This window comes from Uliginosibacterium sp. TH139, from assembly GCF_002855595.1.
GTDB classification, from domain to species: domain Bacteria; phylum Pseudomonadota; class Gammaproteobacteria; order Burkholderiales; family Rhodocyclaceae; genus Uliginosibacterium; species Uliginosibacterium aquaticum.
The window spans coordinates 341,725-362,767 of the sequence record NZ_PKRR01000004.1; the positions used below are offsets into that span (position 1 = coordinate 341,725).

At 55.8% G+C, this 21,043-nt stretch carries 21 protein-coding genes; 13 read left to right on the forward strand and 8 right to left on the reverse strand.

What is annotated here, in order from left to right; genetic code table 11:
* Window positions 1-37: 37 nt before the first annotated feature.
* On the reverse strand, window positions 38-859 hold the full coding sequence (locus tag C0V76_RS11390; protein WP_101942521.1) for a transporter substrate-binding domain-containing protein: 822 nt from the start codon (window positions 857-859) through the stop codon (window positions 38-40).
* Window positions 860-1,050: 191 nt separating this feature from the next.
* Here C0V76_RS11390 and C0V76_RS11395 point away from each other — a divergent pair, with 191 nt between their 5' ends.
* The 5 genes from C0V76_RS11395 to ftsB all read left to right on the forward strand — a co-directional run bounded on the left by C0V76_RS11395 (window position 1,051) and on the right by ftsB (window position 5,639).
* Complete coding sequence (locus C0V76_RS11395) at window positions 1,051-2,682, forward strand: CTP synthase (protein WP_101942522.1); 1,632 nt, start codon at window positions 1,051-1,053, stop codon at window positions 2,680-2,682.
* On the forward strand, window positions 2,682-3,521 hold the full coding sequence (gene kdsA, locus C0V76_RS11400) for a 3-deoxy-8-phosphooctulonate synthase (RefSeq protein ID WP_101942523.1): 840 nt from the start codon (window positions 2,682-2,684) through the stop codon (window positions 3,519-3,521). The genes C0V76_RS11395 and kdsA overlap by 1 nt, the downstream gene beginning before the upstream one ends.
* A complete protein-coding gene (locus C0V76_RS11405) occupies window positions 3,518-3,820 on the forward strand; it encodes a Dabb family protein (RefSeq protein WP_101942524.1) in 303 nt (100 codons plus the stop codon). Before kdsA ends, C0V76_RS11405 begins: the two co-directional genes overlap by 4 nt.
* Window positions 3,821-3,958: 138 nt before the next feature.
* Window positions 3,959-5,248 carry a phosphopyruvate hydratase gene (eno, locus tag C0V76_RS11410; RefSeq protein ID WP_101942525.1) on the forward strand — a complete coding sequence of 430 codons (1,290 nt, stop codon included), beginning with the start codon at window positions 3,959-3,961 and terminating at the stop codon, window positions 5,246-5,248.
* Window positions 5,249-5,345: 97 nt separating this feature from the next.
* Window positions 5,346-5,639, forward strand: coding sequence for a cell division protein FtsB (ftsB, locus tag C0V76_RS11415; protein ID WP_101942526.1), 294 nt, complete (start codon window positions 5,346-5,348; stop codon window positions 5,637-5,639).
* Between the two features lie 32 nt (window positions 5,640-5,671).
* On the opposite strand, the gene C0V76_RS11420 is transcribed toward ftsB, so the two are convergent.
* From C0V76_RS11420 to C0V76_RS11430, 3 genes are all read right to left on the reverse strand, one after another.
* Entirely contained in the window at window positions 5,672-6,184 is a 513-nt protein-coding gene (locus C0V76_RS11420) for a C40 family peptidase (protein ID WP_101942527.1), read from the reverse strand.
* Window positions 6,185-6,267: 83 nt separating this feature from the next.
* A complete protein-coding gene (dtd, locus tag C0V76_RS11425; protein WP_101942528.1) occupies window positions 6,268-6,705 on the reverse strand; it encodes a D-aminoacyl-tRNA deacylase in 438 nt (145 codons plus the stop codon).
* Window positions 6,702-7,229 (reverse strand): gamma carbonic anhydrase family protein, encoded by a 528-nt coding sequence (locus C0V76_RS11430; RefSeq protein ID WP_101942529.1) that lies wholly within the window; start codon window positions 7,227-7,229, stop codon window positions 6,702-6,704. Before C0V76_RS11430 ends, dtd begins: the two co-directional genes overlap by 4 nt.
* 305 nt (window positions 7,230-7,534) lie before the next feature.
* On the opposite strand from C0V76_RS11430, the gene C0V76_RS20230 reads away from it, so the two are divergent.
* The 7 genes from C0V76_RS20230 to C0V76_RS11465 all read left to right on the forward strand — a co-directional run bounded on the left by C0V76_RS20230 (window position 7,535) and on the right by C0V76_RS11465 (window position 14,600).
* Complete coding sequence (locus C0V76_RS20230) at window positions 7,535-7,942, forward strand: pilin (protein WP_101942530.1); 408 nt, start codon at window positions 7,535-7,537, stop codon at window positions 7,940-7,942.
* 121 nt (window positions 7,943-8,063) lie between these two features.
* The gene (locus tag C0V76_RS11440) at window positions 8,064-9,659 is read left to right on the forward strand and encodes a hypothetical protein (protein ID WP_101942531.1); all 1,596 of its coding nucleotides are present in this window, start codon (window positions 8,064-8,066) and stop codon (window positions 9,657-9,659) included.
* Window positions 9,653-11,194 carry a glycosyltransferase family 9 protein gene (locus C0V76_RS11445; RefSeq protein ID WP_143707411.1) on the forward strand — a complete coding sequence of 514 codons (1,542 nt, stop codon included), beginning with the start codon at window positions 9,653-9,655 and terminating at the stop codon, window positions 11,192-11,194. The genes C0V76_RS11440 and C0V76_RS11445 overlap by 7 nt, the downstream gene beginning before the upstream one ends.
* A complete protein-coding gene (locus tag C0V76_RS11450; protein ID WP_101942533.1) occupies window positions 11,191-11,505 on the forward strand; it encodes a hypothetical protein in 315 nt (104 codons plus the stop codon). Before C0V76_RS11445 ends, C0V76_RS11450 begins: the two co-directional genes overlap by 4 nt.
* Before the next feature lie 22 nt (window positions 11,506-11,527).
* A complete protein-coding gene (locus C0V76_RS11455; protein ID WP_101942534.1) occupies window positions 11,528-12,307 on the forward strand; it encodes a glycosyltransferase family A protein in 780 nt (259 codons plus the stop codon).
* Between the two features lie 181 nt (window positions 12,308-12,488).
* On the forward strand, window positions 12,489-13,262 hold the full coding sequence (locus C0V76_RS11460; RefSeq protein WP_158239224.1) for an SDR family oxidoreductase: 774 nt from the start codon (window positions 12,489-12,491) through the stop codon (window positions 13,260-13,262).
* A 165-nt stretch (window positions 13,263-13,427) separates the two neighbouring features.
* Complete coding sequence (locus C0V76_RS11465) at window positions 13,428-14,600, forward strand: hypothetical protein (RefSeq protein ID WP_143707412.1); 1,173 nt, start codon at window positions 13,428-13,430, stop codon at window positions 14,598-14,600.
* A 37-nt stretch (window positions 14,601-14,637) separates the two neighbouring features.
* On the opposite strand, the gene C0V76_RS11470 is transcribed toward C0V76_RS11465, so the two are convergent.
* Genes C0V76_RS11470 through C0V76_RS11485 form a run of 4 tightly spaced genes read right to left on the reverse strand, consistent with a single transcriptional unit; the run spans window position 14,638 to window position 19,162 of the window.
* Entirely contained in the window at window positions 14,638-15,759 is a 1,122-nt protein-coding gene (locus tag C0V76_RS11470; protein ID WP_101942537.1) for a Gfo/Idh/MocA family protein, read from the reverse strand.
* A 13-nt stretch (window positions 15,760-15,772) separates the two neighbouring features.
* Window positions 15,773-16,885 carry an FkbM family methyltransferase gene (locus C0V76_RS11475; RefSeq protein ID WP_101942538.1) on the reverse strand — a complete coding sequence of 371 codons (1,113 nt, stop codon included), beginning with the start codon at window positions 16,883-16,885 and terminating at the stop codon, window positions 15,773-15,775.
* A gap of 11 nt (window positions 16,886-16,896) precedes the next feature.
* Complete coding sequence (locus tag C0V76_RS11480; RefSeq protein WP_101942539.1) at window positions 16,897-18,051, reverse strand: acetyl-CoA carboxylase biotin carboxylase subunit family protein; 1,155 nt, start codon at window positions 18,049-18,051, stop codon at window positions 16,897-16,899.
* Window positions 18,044-19,162 carry a DegT/DnrJ/EryC1/StrS aminotransferase family protein gene (locus C0V76_RS11485; RefSeq protein WP_101942540.1) on the reverse strand — a complete coding sequence of 373 codons (1,119 nt, stop codon included), beginning with the start codon at window positions 19,160-19,162 and terminating at the stop codon, window positions 18,044-18,046. Before C0V76_RS11485 ends, C0V76_RS11480 begins: the two co-directional genes overlap by 8 nt.
* Here C0V76_RS11485 and C0V76_RS11490 point away from each other — a divergent pair.
* The gene (locus C0V76_RS11490) at window positions 19,156-21,042 is read left to right on the forward strand and encodes a PglL family O-oligosaccharyltransferase (protein WP_143707413.1); all 1,887 of its coding nucleotides are present in this window, start codon (window positions 19,156-19,158) and stop codon (window positions 21,040-21,042) included. The two genes, C0V76_RS11485 and C0V76_RS11490, sit on opposite strands and share 7 nt — an antisense overlap.
* Window position 21,043: the final 1 nt, after the last annotated feature.

Genomic DNA, 21,043 nt, shown 5'->3' on the forward strand with positions numbered 1-21,043 from the left:
GTGTTCCTGAGGCTACACAGTGCGGCTAGGCTGGGCGTCATGAAGGCATTCTGGCCTTGGGCAAGGTGGCGGGCAGGACCGAGTCAGGCAGCGAATGGCCATGATGGCGGCGAAAAATCTCGTTGAGCTGGCCATTGCGCAGATTCTCGCCGACCCAGGCGTTGATCCAGTTGCGCAGGCTCGCATCTTCCTTGCGAATGCCGATGGCGACCGGATATTCGCGCTGGATGAATTTTTCCTCGATCTGGCGCTGGGCGGGCAAAAGTCGATTGAGCAAGGTAATCGACGCGCGCTGGCAGGAGATGACGCTGAACTGTTGACTGAGAAATGCCTTGAGCAGGGCGGGCTCATCGTCGAACTCAATGATCCGGGCTTGGTTGGCGTATTGTTTGAGCAGCGCTCCGTCCGAAGTGTTACGGCCAACGCCGATGCGCTTGCCGGCAAGATCTCTATAGCCATTGATGGCTTCTGTGGGCGGAGCGCCGATCACCAGGGCGATTGAGGCGTAGGGCAGGGAGAAGGCGATCTGTTGCTCCCGCGTGGGCGTAATCGAAAGCGCGGAGATGATGATGTCGGCGCGCCGCTCTAGCAGAGTGGTGATTCGCTCGGCATTGCTGACGACGACAAATTCAGGTTTCAGGCCAAGATCGCGTGCTAGTTGGCGGCCGGTGTCGGCATCGGAGCCGCTCCAGCCCAGGCTGGGGTCAAGCTGGCTGAAGCTTGGCAGGCCGTTGATGATGGCGATGCGAAGCTTGCCGGACTTGCGGATCTGTTCGAACTGGTCAGCATGGGCAACTGGCGCCGCGAGGAGGCCGAGCAAGCTCGCCGCCAGTATCCAGGCTCGGGAAATACTGAACATGAGGCCTTGTCTCCTCCCTCTGCGGGGTTTTGTTATGGTTTCACGCCTACGGTTTAACGACCTAGTAGGGTCGGGCTTGAGCGGTGCAGTGGGCTTTTCCGGCCGGGCTGTTTGCCGCTGTCAATTATGGCCCGGTTTGAGCAGCCGGGCCGCTCTGCGGTATCATTCCCATTTCCCGCTCTGGTACTCCCATGACCAAGTACGTTTTCGTCACGGGCGGTGTCGTGTCCTCGCTGGGCAAAGGCATCGCAGCGGCCTCACTCGGGGCCATCCTGGAGTCACGCGGCATCCGCGTCACCCACCTCAAACTCGACCCCTATATCAACGTCGACCCGGGCACCATGAGCCCTTTCCAGCACGGCGAAGTCTTCGTGACCGAAGACGGTGCGGAGACCGACCTTGATCTTGGCCATTACGAGCGCTTTACCAGCGCCAAGATGACCAAGCGCAACAACTTCACCACCGGTCAGATCTACGACACCGTGATCCGCAAGGAGCGCCGCGGCGAATATCTGGGCAAAACGGTGCAGGTGATTCCGCACATTACCGACGAGATCAAGGCTTCGATCAAGCGTGGCGCCGAAGGTGCCGATGTGGCGATCATCGAAGTTGGCGGTACGGTGGGAGACATCGAGTCCCTGCCTTTCCTTGAAGCCATCCGCCAGATGGGCATCGAGGAAGGTCGCAGCAATACCTGCTTCATGCACCTGACGCTTCTGCCTTACATCGCGACGGCAGGCGAGCTGAAAACCAAGCCGACTCAGCACTCGGTCAAGGAATTGCGTGAAATCGGTATTCAGCCTGATGTGCTGCTGTGCCGCTGCGATCGCGAAATTCCGATGGAAGAGCGACGCAAGATTGCACTGTTCTGTAACGTGATGCCGGAAGCCGTGATCGAAGTGCAGGATGCGGACTCGATCTATAAGGTGCCGGGCATGCTGCACGAGCAGATGCTGGACGAGATCGTCTGCCACAAACTGGCGATCCTGGCCAAGGCGGCCGATCTGTCGATCTGGGAAAAGCTGGTCTACGCGCTGGAAAATCCGCTGCGCGAAGTCGATATCGCCTTTGTGGGCAAATACGTCGACCTGACCGAATCCTACAAGTCCCTGATCGAAGCGCTGAAGCACGCCGGCCTGCATACTGAGAGCAAGGTCAATCTGCACTATCTCGATTCTGAAGACATCGAGAAGAACGGTTGTGACGTGCTCAATAAGATGGATGCGATTCTGGTGCCGGGCGGTTTTGGCAAGCGCGGCACGGAGGGCAAGATTGCTGCGATCCGTTTTGCTCGCGAGAACAAGATTCCCTATTTGGGCATTTGCCTGGGCATGCAGCTGGCCACCATCGAATTCGCCCGCCATGTCGCCGGGCTGGAAGGCGCCAACAGCACCGAATTCGAGCCGCAAGGTCCGCATCCGGTTGTGGCTCTGATTACAGAGTGGCTGGATCGCGAAGGCCGGGTCGAGACGCGCAGCGAAGGTTCTGATCTGGGCGGCACTATGCGCCTCGGTTCGCAAACCTGTCCGATCAAGGCCGGCACACTGGCGGCCAGCGTTTATGGTGCCAAGGTGACCGAGCGCCACCGCCACCGCTACGAAGTGAATAACGTTTATGTGCCCAAGCTTGAAGCGGCCGGTCTGGTCATTTCAGCGCGCACACCGACCGAAAACCTTCCGGAAATCATGGAGTTGCCGAAAGATCAGCATCCTTGGTTCATAGGCGTGCAGTTCCACCCGGAATTTACCTCCAACCCGCGCAACGGCCACCCGCTCTTCATTGCCTATGTGAAGGCAGCCATTGCTCAACGTGAGGGCAAGTGATGAAACTCTGCGGCTTTGATGTCGGGCTGGACAAGCCTTTCTTCCTGATCGCCGGCCCCTGCGTAATCGAGTCGCGCGAGATGGCGCTCGAAACAGCAGCCGAGTTGAAGGCCATTACCGGCGAGCTGGGGATTCCCTTTATCTACAAGTCGAGCTTCGACAAGGCTAACCGCTCCTCGGGCAAGAGCTTCCGTGGCCCGGGCATGGATGCCGGGCTGGAAATTCTCGCCGAAGTGCGTGCGACCCTGAACGTGCCGGTGCTGACCGATGTACACGATGAAGAAATGATCCCGCGCGTGGCTTCCGTCGTCGATGTGCTGCAGACGCCGGCCTTTCTGTGCCGCCAGACCGACTTCATCCACGCTGTGGCCACCTGCGGCAAGCCGGTGAACATCAAGAAAGGGCAGTTCCTGGCTCCGGGCGACATGAAGCAAGTCGTCCTGAAGGCCAAGGAAGCTAATGGCGGGCTGGACAACATCATGGTCTGCGAGCGTGGCGCTTCCTTCGGCTACAACAATCTCGTCTCTGACATGCGCTCGCTGGCGATCATGCGCGAGACGGGCTGCCCGGTCGTCTTTGATGCGACTCACTCGGTCCAGTTGCCGGGCGGGCAGGGGGACAAGAGTGGTGGTCAGCGTGAGCATGTGCCGGTGCTGGCGCGTGCCGCCGTGGCTGCCGGCATTGCCGGCCTGTTCATGGAAACCCACCCGAACCCGCCTTGCGCGATGTCTGACGGCCCGAATGCTTGGCCCCTGGGCAAGATGCGTGAGCTGCTGAGCACGCTCAAGGCGATAGATGCCGTGGTCAAGCAGCAGGGTTTTGCAGAGTTGAGCCTGTGATTACTCACGTCGTCTTGTTCAAGCTGCTGCCGGGCTTTACGGCCGACAGCGCGCCGGTGCAGGCCTTCCATGCGGCCATGCTTGAACTGCCGGGCAAGATTCCGCTGATCAAATCATGGTCGTGTGGCTTCAATACCGTGCCGGATGCCCAGGCGGCGCACTACGTGCTGGTGGCCGGGTTCGAGAGTCAGGCGGATCTGTTTGCTTACTTTGAGCACCCGGCGCACGTCGCCGCGGTGTGTTGTCTGGATGGCGCGGCCGAGCTTCTTTTTGGCGATATTGGCCTGAAAGTACGGTGAGTCTGTGTGTAGTCAACCGGATGAAACCTTGATTGCGTAGAATTACGCGGTTTTTGGCTGACTGGCGCACCCCCTGCGCCGGTTAGCAAGCCCGGCGCAAGCCGGAACTCATTGAATCGATTAACAAGGGAAAAACACATGAGTGCAATTGTTGACGTGATCGCCCGTGAAATCCTCGACTCCCGTGGCAACCCCACCGTTGAAGTCGATGTGCTGCTTGAATCCGGCGTGATGGGCCGTGCTGCTGTGCCGTCGGGCGCTTCCACCGGCTCGCGTGAAGCCATCGAACTGCGCGACGGCGACAAGAGCCGTTACCTGGGCAAGGGCGTGCTGAAGGCCGTTGAGAACGTCAACACCGAAATCTGTGAAGCCCTGGTTGGCTTGGATGCTGAAGAGCAGACCTACATCGACCGCGTGATGATCGAGCTGGACGGTACCGACAACAAGGCTCGCCTGGGGGCCAATGCGCTGCTGGCTGTGTCGATGGCCGTGGCCCGCGCTGCGGCTGAAGAAGCCGGCCTGCCGCTGTATCGTTACTTTGGCGGTTCGGGTCAGATGACCCTGCCGGTGCCGATGATGAACATCATCAACGGTGGCGCACACGCCAACAACAGCCTGGACTTCCAAGAATGCATGATTCTGCCGGTGGGCGTATCGAGCTTCCGCGAAGCCGTGCGTTGCGGCGCTGAAATCTTCCACAATCTGAAGAAGATTCTGGACAAGAAGGGTTACCCGACGACCGTGGGTGACGAAGGCGGCTTCGCTCCGAACGTCTCCGGTGCTGTTGAAGCGCTGGAACTGATCATGGAGGCCATCGCTGCTGCTGGCTACGAAGCTGGCAAGGACGTAATGCTGGGTCTGGACTGTGCTGCCTCGGAGTACTACAAGGATGGCAAGTACGAAATGCACGGCGAAAAGCTGTCGCTGACCTCCGCTCAGAACGTGGATTTCCTGGCCAATCTGGTCGACAAGTTCCCGATCATCTCCATCGAAGATGGCATGGCCGAACAAGACTGGGACGGCTGGAAGCTGCTGACCGACGCGCTGGGCAAGAAGGTTCAACTGGTGGGCGACGATCTGTTCGTGACCAACACCAAGATCCTGCAAGAAGGCATCGACAAGGGTATCTGCAATTCCATCCTGATCAAGGTGAACCAGATCGGCACCCTGACCGAAACTTTCGCCGCCGTCGAAATGGCCAAGCGCGCTGGTTACACCGCCGTGATCTCGCACCGCTCGGGCGAAACCGAAGACAGCACCATTGCTGATATCTCGGTGGGCCTGAACGCTGGTCAGATCAAGACGGGTTCGCTGTCCCGTTCGGATCGCGTCGCCAAGTACAACCAGATTCTGCGCATCGAAGAAGATCTGGGCGAAATCGCCGTGTATCCGGGTCGTGCGGCCTTCTACAACCTGCGCCTGAAGTAATTCGGCGTCGGAACTAGCGGGTACAATCAGGGCGCACTGCGGTGCGCTCTTTTTGTATCTGCTTCAGCCCCACTCGCCGATCACAGACTTTCTACTCATGCGCTGGCCTGCCCTGATCTTTTTAGCCTTGCTGCTTGCCCTCCAGTACCCGCTCTGGTTCGGCAAAGGCAGCTGGCAGGATGTACGCGAGCTGCAGACGCGTCTGGAGGCGCTGCAGGAGGCTAATCAGCAACTGGAGCAGCGCAATGCTGATCTCGCGGCAGAGGTCAAGGATCTGAAGTCGGGTTACGAAGCGATGGAAGAAAAAGCGCGCTTCGAACTCAATCTGGTCAAACCCGGCGAGGTTTTTGTGCACATCCCGGACGAGCCTGTCACGGCAGTCGGCCGCTGAGCTTGCGTTTTGGTTGATGCCGCCAGAGGGCGTCAGTCAAACAGGGTGCGTGCGCTGGTAAAGCGCTGGGCGTAGTAAGCCATGTCCAGCCGGTCGATGCGGACCTTGCCACGCGTAGAAGGCGCGTGTACGAAGCGCCCGTCACCCAGGTAAATACCCATATGTGAATAAGGTTTGCCGCTGGTGTTGAAGAACACTAGATCCGCAGGCTTGAGTTCCTTGCGTGCCACCTCACGCGTCTGCGCTGCAATCTGCGCGGCATTGTGCGGCAGGCGGCGGCCACTGGCTTTCTCTACCACCAGACTCACCATGCCGCTGCAATCCAGTCCGGCTTCCGGATTGCGTCCGCCAAACTGGTAATTGGTTTCGAGCAAGGCCATGGCCTGCAGCACGATCTCGTTGGCGGTTTGCTGATCTTCGAAGCGGAGGTGGGCGGGGCGCTTGTCCTCCGCTGAGGGGCTGGGAGGGGCGGGCGTGGACGGAGTGCTTGAGCAACCTGCAAGCACTGCCAGCCCACACGCCAAGCCCAAGAGCGTCAGTTTCATGCCGCACCGTTCTTGAGACTTTGGTCTTGATGTTTGGCGATGGCTGCCGAGGGTAGCAAGAGAGCGAAATTCCAGCACCATCATCACACCTCCAGCCAGAAAGTTACCGGGCCGTCATTGACCAGACTGACTTGCATGTCGGCACCAAACTCACCCGTCGCTACATCTGGGTGAGCTGCGCGGGCGAGTTCTACGAAATGATCGAAGAGCTCGCGTGCTTCCTCCGGCGGGGCTGCTGGCGTAAAGCTTGGCCGCGTGCCTTTCTTGGTGTCCGCCGCCAGCGTGAATTGGGAAACCAGCAGGAGTCCGCCACCTGTATCCGCTACAGAGCGATTCATCCGGCCGGCTTCGTTGCCGAAAACACGGTAGGCCAACAGCTTGTCCAGCAGGCGGCGCGTGCTGGCAGCGTCATCTGTGCGCTGAATGCCGATCAGGGCGAGCAATCCTGGGCCGATTTCACCTGTCAGGCGGTTTTCAACATGCACCGAGGCTGAGCGGACTCGCTGAATCAGCGCAATCATTCTTCGATCCGGCGCAGGCCCTTGCGAAAGCGCGCTGCGTTCTCAACGTAATGGACGGCCCCTGCTTCGATGCGGGCCACTTCCTCGTCCGTCAGCTCACGAATGATCCGCCCAGGCGTTCCCACAACTAGCGAGCGATCAGGAATCACCTTGCCCTCAGGAATCAGTGCCTTGGCGCCGATCAGGCAATGCTTGCCGATCACGGCGCGATTGAGGATGACGGCGTTCATGCCGATCAGCGTCCCATCACCCACCGTGCAGCCATGCAGCATCGCCATGTGGCCGACCGACACGTTCTCGCCGATAGTGAGAGGGATTCCTTCGTCGGTATGCAGGATCGCGCCGTCCTGGATGTTGGAGTTCGCCCCCACCGTGATCGGCTCGTTGTCGCCACGCAGGATGGCGTTGAACCACACGCTTACGCCCTCCCCTAATTTGCTTCGGCCGATCACTTGAGCCGAATCTGCGACCCATGCATCCTTGCTGAGTTCTGGTTTCTGGTCATTCAGGGCGAAAACTGCCATTGCCGAGATCCTTGATTTATCTATGCTTGCTGCGCCGCAGCCAGCCGCAATCATATCAGCGCCAACGCCTTGGACAGCATGGTTGGTGGTATTCAACAAGCCCAAGCTGACGCCTAGCGGAGGCTAACTGACGAAATTTGTCATCTGGAAAGATCGGAAGATAGTGCTGATATGCCTTTGGTGTTGTGGGTGAGTTTTTAGTTGTATGATTTTGTTGATGATTTTTTATTTTTGTTCAAGTTGGCATGAAGCTGGCTTATAGAGGCTAGCGGAATCCCTCCGTATTCTTCCTCAAGGAGATCACTATGAAGCGTATTCAACAGGGCTTTACCCTGATCGAACTGATGATCGTTGTTGCGATCATCGGTATTCTGGCCGCCGTCGCACTGCCGGCTTACCAGGATTACACCAAGAAGGCCAAGGTTTCGGAAGTTGTGCTGGCTGCGTCTGGCGCCCGTACCTGCGTGACCGAAATTTTCCAGTCTGGTAACGGCTCATCCATTCCGGCTTCGGTGTCGAGCTGCGCGACGACTACATCGACCAAGTACTCTCAAGCTATTACTGTGACTGGTTCCGGTGTTATTACCGCGAATGGTCTTGCCGATGTGCAAGGGGTTAGCGTGGTTCTGACTCCGGGTATTTCTGGCGGTACTCTGACTTGGGTTTGCTCGGGTGGTCCGACCAGCCTGATGCCGGGTTCTTGTCGCGGCTAATAGCTGGCGAAGGAAATGGAAGGGGCCACGCAGGTGGCCCTTTTTTTTGCTGCGAGTCTTCTTGGTGACGCGTTTAGAAAGTTTTTGCTCTTGTTTCTTGTGGCTGGGCGATTAGGTGGGGATGATGAACTGGATACGGAACGTCTTTGGTGGGCTTAAGAAACGAGCGAACGGGGATGCTTTCCCTGCTGCTTGGCAGGCGCTTATCAAGGGGGGGCGTGCTGGTGCTGTGCTGGGATTGGCGGCCGACGACTTGCATCATGCGGCTGATGGCGTAGTACGTACGCGCCTGATCGGGGCTGCGCACGCTGCAGGGTGGTCGGAAAATGAACTTGACAAGCTTGCCTTGCATCTTAACTTGCGCTTTGGTAATACAGCACAAGCTTGGCTGCTTGCCCGCGATAAAGGCTATCTGTCTATGGACTTCGAACTGGCGATGACTGCTGCGACGTGTTGCTATGAGAAGTCTCGTTGTCCGGAGGCGCTTGATTCTATCCGTAGTCTAGATCGTAGCTGCGTACCTGCTGGTAAGGAGGCTGATTACTTTGCCATTCTTGGTGAAATGTACGCTTGCGGGCAGGCTGATCTGTCCATGGCCGTGGATGTCTTTGATGAGGCGCTGGATGCGGGTCATATCAGTCCGATTCTGGTGCTTAACAGCTACCCGGTATATTTCGAAGCGGGGTGCCTGGAGCGAGTTCAGCAACTGAGAACTTATCTAAGCGAACAGTGCGTGGGCAATGCCAATGCGCTCTACTCCTTGGCTTGGGTAGAGCTTGCACGGGACTACTATCCCGAGGGATTTCGCATGCATGAAGTCCGCTATGACTTGCCGCAGGCGCAGCGGGAGTTTTCCAGATTGAAGGGGCTTCCTCGTTGGACCGGACAGGATATTCAGGGCAAGACCCTGATCGTGCATAGTGAGCAGGGCATTGGCGATATCGTGATGATGGCGCGCTTTCTGCCCATGCTTGCCCAGCGCTGTAGTCGCGTGATTTTGGCAGGACCTGAATTCGTTGCGTTGCTGCTGACAGACAATTTCGATTGCTGCGAGGTGGTAAGTCGTCATGATGATCTCGAGCAACGGTACATTCCTGAGGCAGATTATTGGGTAGGCATGATGAGCCTGCCTTATTGCTTTTCCGTCAGTGCGCACACTATGCCAGGATGTACTGGCTATTTGCGTGCGCCTGCCGAGCAGAATGCCTATTGGATCGAGCGAGTGGGGAGACTGGCCGGCCGCGCGCGTCTGAAGATCGGTTTGGCATGGTCGGGCAATCCTGCACATAAATACGATCAGCGGCGGTCCATTGCTTTTGATCTTGTTGAGCCTTTTTTGCGTGCTTTGCCGGGCGTCGCTTTTTTCCCCTTGCAAACGGCGGTTCCTGCACATTCCCTGCCCAATCTGCATGATCTGTCCGATGAGCTGGTGATCCTTTCCGACACTGCTTCGCTGGCGGAGCAGATGGATCTGGTGGTGAGCGTGGATACCTCTGTAGTGCACTTGGCCGGGGCGCTTGGGAAGCCTTGTTTTCTGATGCTGCCCCGGCGCTATGAGTGGCGTTGGGGTTTGGAAGGGGAGGCAAATAGCTGGTACGACTCCGTACGAGTCATTCGTCAGCAGCGTTCAGGAGACTGGAGTGGAGTTCTGAATGAAATATTCCGTGAGCGCATTCCCGCTTTGTTGGCAGAAATCGAGGCGCCGCGAGTATGTTGAGGAAGATTCCGAAAATTATTCAACACCTTGCGGGAAGATTTTCCGGCGGCATTCCCGTATCCCTGCTGCGTTGTATAGAACAACGCAATTTCTCCACTATGGTGGAAGAAATTCGCGGCTTGCCCAAAATGCAGGAGAAGGATCTTGAGCTTCGCTTGCAGGCGTGTGCGGAGCAGGCTGGCTGGAACTTGACCGAGCAGGAGAAGTTAAAAGCTTACTACTATTACTACTGTGGTGATCTCGCTCGTGCGGTGGCTATAGCTGGGCGTTATGTGCGCGGAGAAAGCTTTGATCTTGGCTTATTCCTGATGTGTGCCATTGCGCTCTATCAGAATGCCCAGTGGGACGATGCTCTACGGATTTTGCGCGGTGTTCCGGAAAATAATGCCGAGTTGCAAAGTAGTCGTGATTACTGGGTGACGCGGGCCCAGATCCTGCAGGCATGTAACCTTATGCATGAGCTTCCCGAGGCTCTGGACAGAATGCTTGAGCTGGCGTCACAGAATTCATGGGTGCTTGAAAATGCTCTCTCGATGAGCATCGAGTTGGGGCAAGCCCGCCGTGCGCAAGATATTGTAGAAAAACTGGATGCACTGGGTGTGCGAGGCTACTCGTTCTCGTTGTGCCTATTGGCGCTGGGTGAGGATCGAGGCTGGGAGATGATGGAGTGCCGCTATGAAATGGAAGAGGCGGCGCAGTATCTCAACCCTGCCTTGCTGTCTTTGCCTCGCTGGAGGGGCGAAGAAAACATATCCTTGCTGGTAAGTACGGAGCAGGGTATTGGAGATGCGATCCAGGTGGCGCGCTATTTTCCGCTACTGGCACAGCGAACGAGTGGTCGGGTAAGTGTAGAGATTCAATCTGAGTTGATTGATCTGTTTGAGGTTAATTTCCCGGAGTTGGACTTCCTGCCGTGTCTGCGTGGCAAGGTTCCACCTGGGCGCCATGAGCGCTGGCTGGGATTGATGAGCCTGCCCTGGGTGTTCGGACGTCCCGGCGAGCGGTATTTGTCCGGCATCCCCTATCTGCGCGTGCCGGAGGCTTCGGCTGACTACTGGCATAAACGGGCGAGCGAGTTGTTTTCAACCGGCGTAACGCGGGTGGGGGTAGCTTGGTCTGGCCAACCGCGTCATCGCGCTGACCGGCGCCGTTCGATTCCCTCCAGCCAATTTTTTCAGTATGTGCAGTCGAGCGGGCGTCGTGTTATATCGTTGCAGAAGTTTCGACCGGCGAGCTGCCCATCCTGTGTTCTGGACTGCTCAGACGAACTACTTACATTTGCAGACACTGCAGCTCTGATTGCACAACTGGATGTTGTAGTAACTGTGGATACCTCAATTGTGCACCTTGCCGGCGCTTTGGGGAAAAAGTGTCTTCTGATGCTTCCCTATTGCTATGAATGGCGTTGGGGGGCTGAGGGTGATCGCACACAATGGTATGACTCCGTCATGGTTATTCGCCAGCGCAGCAGTGGTGAATGGGATAGTGTGCTGGAGTCTGTTTTTACCGAATTAGATGCAATGGAGGTGGTATGAGTATTTTTAGTGACTTTTTTTCACGAGAACCTGTGGCTTTCGCTGAAAAACTTGCAGAAAAGATCCAGCGCCAATTTCCGCCGTCAGTTGAACCGCAGCTCGTAAAAAAGGGCGCGCAGCGCAGACTGGAAGGAGTCTTGGAGCCAATCATGAAGGACATCGAGGCGTTTCAGAGTCTTACAACGCCGGGATGGATCGGCAAGGCTCGCTTTGGTAATGCCTTTCGCTGGAAGTTAAAGGATGCGGGTTATTCCGAGCAGTTTGTCGAGGCATTGACTGAAGGTGTAATCAAGAATATTACCTTCCGCTGAGCAAGCAGTCTTTGGAGCAGCAATGACGCAGCAGAATAGAAAAATTTCTCTGATCGTGCCGTGCCATAATCACGGTTCTTTGCTGGAGAGGGCGCTGAGGTCGGCCCGTTATCAGTCCGGATTGTTGGAAGTGATTCTGGTTGACGATGCATCAACAGACGATACCGCGGCCTTTATCCGTGAACAGGAGCGGGCAGATGAGCGGGTGCGTGGTGTATTTCTGACTGAAAATTGCGGGCCAGGGAAAGCGCGTAATGAAGGAGTCAGGGTCGCTTCCGGAGAGTATGTGTCCTTCCTGGATGCGGACGATGAGTTGCTAGAGGATGCATTTTTAGAGTCCCTGTTTGCGCTTGAGACTGATCCCAGCATGCATGCGGTCAAAGCACATGAGGATTTTTTTGACCCGGTAAAAGGCTGGGTTTTGCCTTCGTCCGACCCACGCTACCAAGCTGCCGTTTTGAGTTCAGTTCCTGGCCTGCTGGTTCGCAGATCAACTTTTGAGCTGCTTGGCGGTTTCCCTGAGAGCCGGGATTTTTGTCTAGCTCCCGGTGGCGAAGATGTGGCATTCATGCAGGCGCTTATAACGCATTTTCCGCCGCTTGGCTCCACTAGTAAGGCTTGTTACCGTGTGTGGAGTTGCCAAGGCTCCCATGTTGACCGGTTTCTTGCTTCTACACGCTTGATCGAGACTGGAGGGTTTGAGTTTGTGACCCAGCCGAATGATGAGCAGGTGGTAGTTAGTGAAGCGCTGACGGCCTTTCTTGATAAGGTTGAGTCGAGACTTTCAGGTTTGTGTGGTTAGTGCGAAGCTATTTTTTTGTGCCCAAAAAAACTCTCTCTAAAATATGTGCTATTGGGTTTTTGAAAGATGTTTGCTGTCCATTGGCAGATTTTACCCGTCTCGTAGTGTATTAAAATCAGGCGGGATGTGTTGCGATGTTTTTAGTTTTTGTGAAATATGATATTTGAGGTGGAGTTGTTGTGTGAGTGTTATAGATGCTAATTTAAAAGCTGCGCATCCGGAGAGGTGTTCCAGTGTTTTGGTGACCGGAGCGGCCTCAAGAATCGGGCGTTCAATTGCAATTGGAATGCATGCAGATGGGGCGAATGTGGCTGTGCATTACAATAAATCTGATGCTGAGGCTCGTGATTTGGTTTTGGATATGAATCGTCGTAGGGCTGGATCTGCTGTGTCTATTCAGGCAGATTTGAGGGGGGGGGAGTGTGAGAGAATTATAGATCAAGTCGTTGATTTTTTTGGAGGGCTTGATGTTCTTGTTAATAATGCTTCTGTGTTTTTGAAGGATGGTGAGTCGTTTTCTGATTCTTTGTCTGAAGAAAATTATCGCGTTAACTTTTTGGCGCCATATTTTTTGTCAAAAAGTGCGGTTTCGAGTCTTGTGCTGAGTAGTGGCTGTATTGTAAATATTGCTGATATAAATGGTGACTACCCGCTTGAGGGTTATTCCTTGTATAGCGCATCAAAGGCGGCTCTTTTGAATTTGACGCGATCTATGGCTGCGGAGTTTTCCCCGTTTGTTCGCGTTAATGCGGTTTCTCCCGGGGCGATATGTTGGCCTGTTAATTCTTCTGCATTAAGCGAAGTGCAGCGTAAAAATATTATTGGGCACTCTTTGTTGAAAAGAGAGGGAAGTCCTTGGGATGTCTATAAGGCGGTCAGATATCTCGCTTTTGATGCGCCATATGTTACCGGGTCTGTTATCAATGTCGATGGCGGTAGAATGGCCCGAATGTAATTATTATTTCAATGAAAGAAATGATCAATGCTTCTGAGAACAATAAAGGGCATATTGTCCAGCAAGGATGGTCGGTCGGTCGGGGAGAGGAGCTTGCCTCAGCTCGAGTATCGACGTGGTGGGCTAGTCATCGGATTTCTGGTTTGCGGGAGTCAGGGAAATGCCTTGCGTGAACAGATGCTTGAGAATCTCAAGCCTCTGGAGCCATATTGTGCGGGGGTTCGTTTGATTGACCTCGGGTCCAGTGACTGGCAGGATGAGTTGTACGATGCATTTCGTGATCCGGTCTGGTTCGCTTTGTCACACTTTGGAGTTGGCGAGTTGGTCAGTGATGGTCGCGGCGGCTGGTGGAGTCCGTGGGTTGCTGCAGGTGTGCCATTTGTGAGGATTTTTGGCGATCTGCCCGCGTATTTTCCAGTGAAGCATGTTCAGCGATTTTCTAATTCTTTGAATATCTATGGTCATCGCGAGCATCATGAATTCTACAAATCAAACTTTCATAATCGCGGGATTTCTGCCTTTGTAACTACTGGTTTGTTTGATGTGGTAGACGAGTCTAGTGTCGATTTTAAGGAAAAAGTTGCGGGGCGTTTGATCATTTTTCCGAAAAACGGGAACTGCCCTGAAGATTTGATGACCTACTGGAGGCGCCAGCTGCCTGAAGGTGTCAGTGCGCTATTGCTTGATTTGGCGGAGCAACTGCGATCGAATCTCAATGTTGAGCATGATTTGCGCCAGTTGGTCTTGAATTCTTTTGGCGATGTTGATGTGTCGGCCTGTGATCGACTTGTGTTCTTTCTGTGCGCACAGCTAGATGATTATCTGCGAAGAGAGAAGAGCTTGATGCTGGCTACAGCGTTGCTTGATTATCCGGTAACGATTCGTGGGGGGAATTGGGAGCATATTGACTTTAGCGGTCGTCGTGCCAGGTATGACCCGGATTGCGATTATGGCCGCACTCGGTCATTAATCGACTCCGCTATTGCTGTTGTAGACATGTCTCCTAATACTTGTTTAACTCCGCATGACCGCGCTTTGCGTGCAGCTGGGCGTTTTACTGCTTTCTTTACAAACGAACAGGATTTTTTTAAGAAAAATTTTTATTTTTACAGGGATTTTGTTTTTAAATTTTCTAAAGACTCAATTTGTGAGCGAATTGAGTTTGGGCTTTCTAGGCCAGAGGCTGTTGTGGAAATGGGGGTTGAGCAGGGGCGGTTGATGCGGAATATTGTTCCAGAAAGTCTGTATGTTCAACAAATGCTTTCGGCGATTGATGCTGTGGCTATGGCTTGTGGTGGGCGTCCAGAAGGTACGCAGGGGTTCGTTGACTACTCCTGATTTCAGCGAAGTCGAGTGATTTTTATTTTAAACAAATTCATTTTAATGAAATTTTCCGTCCAGATGTGGAGGATTCATGAATGGCGTGACTGAGCGCAATTCCTTCAATCGCTGTTCCGGTTGACAGGGTGTACTCGTTCAACACGCCTTTCTGCATGGCACGAGCGATATCCAGGTAGTAATTTGCAAACGCCTCTATGAAGCCGGCCGGATGGCCTGCCTTGAATCGGTTGTAGCGCGCCTCGCTGGTCACACTCGAGGTGCTGGAAATCCGGTCCAGCAACAGACGGTCGCCCACTGCATTGGCCGCGTGGATCAGTTCGGGATCTTCCTGAATCCACTCGAAACTCCCCCGCGTACCGAACACCCGGATCTTCAGCCCATTGCGACAGCCTAGAGCCACCTTGCCATACCAGGCATTCACAACCAGATTGTTTTCATAATCGATCAGGGCATCCACTTCATCGATCAGGCCTGCTGCCACACCACTGACGGCCCGCGAGCGAGCACTCACCTTGAGCGGCTTGCACCCCGTGATGAAATTCACGAGACTATGGATGTGGGCAAAAAGATCCAGCGACAGACAAGGCACGCTGCCGTCATGCAGGCGCCAGGGCTGGATGGCTCCCACCTTGCCGGTATTGGCAAGCCGCAAATAGGAATCCTGCGGCATCTCGGCCATGATCTTGAAAACCTCGCCGATCTCGCCCGCCTCGATGCGCCGCTTCATCTCGCGCATGGCCGGATAACCGGTGTAGTTGAAGATCGAGAACACCTGCGCAGTCTCGGGAGCCACTCGCGCCAGCAAAGCTTCTCCCTCGGCCACCGATGCCAGCAGGGGCTTGTCGCAAATGACGGTCAGCCCAGCGTCGAGCGCCTGATTGATCAGGTCGGCATGAGAATCGATGGGCGTGGCGATGACCAGCGCGTCGATCTGCCCACGCTCGGCGGCAATCAGCGCTGCTGCCGAGGCATGGGTGCGCGCGGCCCCAACCCGGAACGCGACCGCCGTCTCCGCATTGACCACTTGGTTGCGGCTGAAACAGCCAGCCACAAGCTCGAAAGCGCCATCCATCCGCATGGCGATTTCGTGGGTACGCCCCACTGCAGAGTTGAGGCCGCCGCCAATCATGGCAACACGGAAAGGAACTTGAGTCATTGTTGCAACAGCCTCATGCAGAAGGAAGGAAGTACATCACCGTCTCTGACCAACCCTCGGTGTAATGCCGCAGGAACATGCGGTAATCCTGCCGCAGGGAACGGATATAAGCGGGAAGCACACGAAAATCGGCTGCAGCGTGATACACCGCGATGGCCAGCTTGGGATGGTCCTGCACGATATGCAGCCGCGCACCTGTCAATGCCTGCAACTCCCAACCTTCGAGATCCATCTTGATGAAGCTCACCGGCCCAGGCAGCATCGCATCCAGCGTATCAACCTCGATCGACTCGCTGCCTGCGTCTGACACTGCAGAAGCAGAGCCTGCGTCGGGGTTGAAATGAAGCACCCCAGTCTGGTCGGACAGACCACGCTGCACGAAGTGAACGCGCTCTCGACCAACCAGACGCGCACGCGCAGCCGCAATATTGGCCGAAGAAGGCTCGAACAGATGCACAGCATGGTAATCCGGGTAGCGCGTGCAGAACTCTTCGGTAGTGTCGCCATCGAAGCCTCCTGCATCCACGAAGACCTCTTCACGATACTGCATGAAACCCTCGAAATACTGGTCGCGCAGGCGAACACTGTAGCCTGTCATGTAGTCGGGCTGTGCACTCACGCGATAACACATCGTGTCGAGCAAGACCTGGCGCGAAATCTCGTCCTCCAACAGCCCAAACAACGCAAACCAGTCTCCAACATGCTCTGCGTAGTCTGCCCGCATTTTCAGTACGAAATCCGGCCAATCAAGCGCAGCATTCGACGCTTCGACCAGATCGGCATAATTCAACACCCGGTTGATACCAGCTCGCTGCAAATTCCCCAAGACACTGATGGGGCTGATCGAAGTCGAGCAATTCAGGACAATAGCATTCTGAGGCAATTCATTCAGACGGATCAGCGGCAGGCCATTCCAGGGCACACGATTTATCGCGAAATCGTCTATCAGGCCATCGAGCCGCAACAGAGCAGCTACGGCCGCAGATTGCTCGTTGCGGCCGATCACATAGCGCTTCGCCTGCGCCGATGAATCGAGAAAGATCTTTGCCAGTTCAGGATTCGCCGGCGCCCGGTTCAGCGCCGTACGGATCAGGGCATCGAAAGTATTCTGGTCATATTTCAGCATGCAGGCAGCACTTAAAAGTTTAGAGAATAAAGATCACGCGCCAGTGTCTGCGCAAACAAGTCATCCAGTTCCTGCCGGGAACCCGCATCGACAAACAGCAATGCAATGCGGCCATAAGGACTTTCAAGCACCTCGTCACCCGCGAGCCTGAGTGGCAACAGGCATTCGATCTGCAGGGCGCGGCGGAAGCGCAAGGCGGCCAAACTGGTGGTCTCTGGCACCGAGAGGGTATGCCGCATGATCCAGCGCGGTGCCGACAGTTCCGGCAAGGCCGGTAGCGGCTGGCCGGTAAACGGCAAGGCGTACCAAGCGGCGTAAGGCATGCCGGTCGTCAATTCAACCAGCATGCTATACAGATCCCCCGGGCAACGACGCGTAATTTCGATGATCCAGAACTGCTCCGCCTGACAGATGAACTGGGTGTGAATAAGCCCGTCCACGAGCTTGAGGGCCTGCGCCATGTCCTCGATGCTCTTGCGCACCCGGGCCAGCGCTCCGGCCGGAAAATCAAACACCACCCGGCTGGTATCCACAACGAAGGGATTGGCAGTGCCATGCTCTTCGACGATGAATTCAGCAACGACCCGCTTGTCGCGGATAAAGCAGGAGTGACTGAATAGCTGCCCTTCCACATAGTCCTCGACCAGACAGGTCCGCGAGCGGGAAACACTGCGGGCATGCTCGAAGGCCGCCTGCAGTTGCGCCTCGCTGAACTCGCGCAGAATCGTGACACCACGACCACTGAAGGCATCGACCGGCTTGACGATCACCGGCTGATCACGAGGCGCTGTCTCCGCCGCATGCACCTGTGGGACCGGCATGTTGATGCCGTTGGCAAACGCCCTGAAGCGCTCCTTGTTGTTGATCGTCTCCGTTACTTCCGGCGAATCCATTCCGGGGTAGCCACGGCTCCCGGCAAGCTCTGCGCACATCAGGTAAGAACGGTCATTACAGCCCGGCACCAGATAGTCGAACTTTTCGTGGTCAACCAACGCGGCCAGTTCGGCCTGCTGTGAATAGTCCAGCTGGATGTAATGCGGCGAAGTTTTGGCCAGGTAATCCTCGGGATTGCCCCCAATGACATGCACCTCGTGTCCGGCTGTTGCCAGTGCCTTGGCAATGGGCGCCGAAGCCAGGTTGGTATCGACCAGCAGGACCTTAGCCATGGCTCGCCTCGGCAATCAATGCGCAAACTTCGTCAACACACGCATCGTCCAGATCTGGGTAGATTGGCAGACACAACACCTGTTCGGCCATACGCCGGGCCACCGGCAGGTTTTCTGCTCGCGCAGAAGGCATGCTGCGGTACATGGGCATGTCGCTGATCAGTGGATAGAAATAACGGCGGCCATTCAGGCCATGGTCTTTCAGCTTCAGATAGAGCGCATCCCGCGTCAACGGATACGCCTCGGTCACGAAGATCGGCAGGTAAGAAGCATTGCGTTGCATATCGGGCGGCAAAGGCAACTGTTCGATGCCTGCCACGCCGGCCAGCGCTTCGCGGTAACGCTGCTCAAGCACCCTGCGCTTTGCCAGTGCAGCATCGACATGCTTGAGTTGCAGCAGCCCGAAAGCGGCATTGATCTCACTCATCTTGCCGTTGATGCCGGGGGCAGTCACGGTGACCTCATCCACGAAACCGAAATTCTTGAGATAGTCGATACGCTGCTTGGTTTTCGCGTCCGGGCAGATGATCGCCCCACCCTCGAAGGTGTTGAACACCTTGGTCGCATGAAAGCTCAGAACCGACAGATCGCCATGCCGCAACAGGCTCTCACCGCCGAGCTTGACACCAAAGGCGTGGGCGGCGTCGTAAATAACCCTTAGGCCATAGGTGTCGGCGATTTTTTGGATACGCTCGACCGCGCAAGGGTTGCCATAGCAATGTACCGGCATGATCGCCGTGGTTTCCGGCGTGATGGCCGCCTCTATTTTTTCAGGATTGAGATTGCAGGTTTGTGGGTCAATATCCACAAACACCGGCTTGAGGTTGTTCCACAGCAGCGAATGCGCCGTCGCGACAAAAGAATAGGGCGTGGTGATGACCTCACCCTTGATGCGCAAGGCCTGTAGGGCAGTTACCAGCGCTATCGTGCCATTGGTAAAAAGCGCCAGATGCTCGACCCCCAGATATTCACACAGCGCCTGCTCCAGTTGCTGGTGGAATGGACCGTTATTGGTCAGGATCTTGTTATCCCAGATTTTTTCGAGATAAGGCGTGAAGTCTTCCAGCGGAGGCAGGCTGGGCTGCGTGACGTAAACCGGTTTTTTTGGCATATAAGCGTCTGGTATGCGGTTCTCGACAGAATCAGGGCTTTGTTGTACAGCCGGATCGACCGATTCTGAAATGGTACCACCCCTTTTTAGTCCGTCAGCTAGTAATGTCAGGCTGCTTAAAAGTTCAGAAGACGGAGATTTTTGTGAGCAGTTTTGTATGGATGAATTCGATGGGACTTGATATTTTCCACCGGGCTTTCGGCGCGGGGGTGCTCTTGGGGTTGGCTGCGCCCACAATGATCTGTCTTCACCATAACCCCCAGTCAGTGGTGTACGCAGAGTGTTGGGTAGCACTGTCGATTACGCTGGGCTTCTGCGTGTTCGCGCTGAGTCAAGTACAGGGCCTAGTTGTGCGTTTGAGCATGGTGCTTCCGGCTGGTGGACTTCTGACTCTGGCTTTTTTGGCAGGGTCTGGGCCGCAGGCTGCGGGGTACGCTGCTTACGTAGCACTGTTTTTAGTGTGTGTATTGCTGAGTGCCTCAGCCTGTGATGAGCCCGATGAGTGGGGGCTTGTGGAGTGGCTGGCTACAGGCTTGCTTGCGTGCGCGGCGCTGCAGTCCGTGGCTGGTTTGGTGCAATTGGCGAACTGGCCTTCTGCCGGGCTAGTGATGCAGAAGATGTATCTGCAGGCCTTCGGCAATATCGGTCAGGCTAATCACTATGCGAATCTGGTGTTTTTGGGGCTGGGCTCGCTTAGCTTTCTGCATGCGCGCAGATTGCTGAACGGCTGGTGGATGATAGGGCTGGCTGCCTGGCTGAGCTTGGCGGCTGCGGCTTCGGCGTCGCGAAGTGTCTGGCTCTATACCTTTGTATTCGCATTTTTGGGCGCTTGGGCGCAATGGCGTGGCGGTGATGAAGCGCGCCGTGCTGGGCGGGCTTTGCTGGTGGTGGTGCTGTGTTCGGTTGTTGCCCAGTTGCTGGTGGCCTACGGCAATATTCTGGATGTGTTCGGAGTGACGTCTTCGCTGGAGCGCGCTGGCGATGCAGGCTCGAACGGGCAGCGGCTGTATAACTGGCAGGCGGCCTGGCTGGCGATTCAGGAGCACCCTTGGCTGGGGCAGGGGCCGGGTTCGTTCTATAAGGCGTCCATCGATTCGATGTTCCTGACGCCGCCTGAGAAATTTCCGAAGTTTGCCGAGCATGCGCATAACTTGCCGCTGAATCTGGCGGTGGAGTTTGGCGTGCCTATTGCTTTGCTGGTGACGGGGGCGATCGCCTGGTGGTTCATTCGTCATCTGCGGCGTGCGCCTACGCCGACTAGCGTCTGGTGTCTAGCTGTGGTGGGTGTGATTGGCGCTCACAGCATGGTGGAGTATCCGCTCTGGTACACCTATTTCCTGATTCCTTTTGGCTTGTGCATGGGGATTGCTGATGCAGAGGATGAGAGCCTGCGGGTAGTACGAATTCCGCGCTGGGTAGGGGCGGCGATTTCCGTTGTTGGTTTGGGCGTGCTGACATGGATCGCGCATGATTGGTTTGCAGTGCGTGAAGCCTATGTGCGGCTGGGCTCAGAAGAGCCGAATACTTCAATGGCGACGCGCGAGGCGGCGCGCGCCGAACTCGACAGGGTTTCGCGTTTCTCGGTGTTCGCGCTGCATGCGGAGAGCTTGCGGCTGCAGAGCTGGCATCCGGATGAGCCGGGTGCGGCGCAGATCGCTGAGCGTTGTGACGCGCATTGGCACTACAAACCGGGCTGGTACATGATGATGCGCTGCGGCGAAGCTTATGCGCTGACGCAGAATACTGCTTCGCTGGATCGTTTGGCGGTGGCTTTGTGTGATGGTTTTTCCTATCACCGCCCGGCCTTGCGCGAATGGGCTCAGGGCTTTGATGCGCAGGACTTGCCAGGGCTGAAACTTGCCGGGCGCAGCTGTCTTTGAT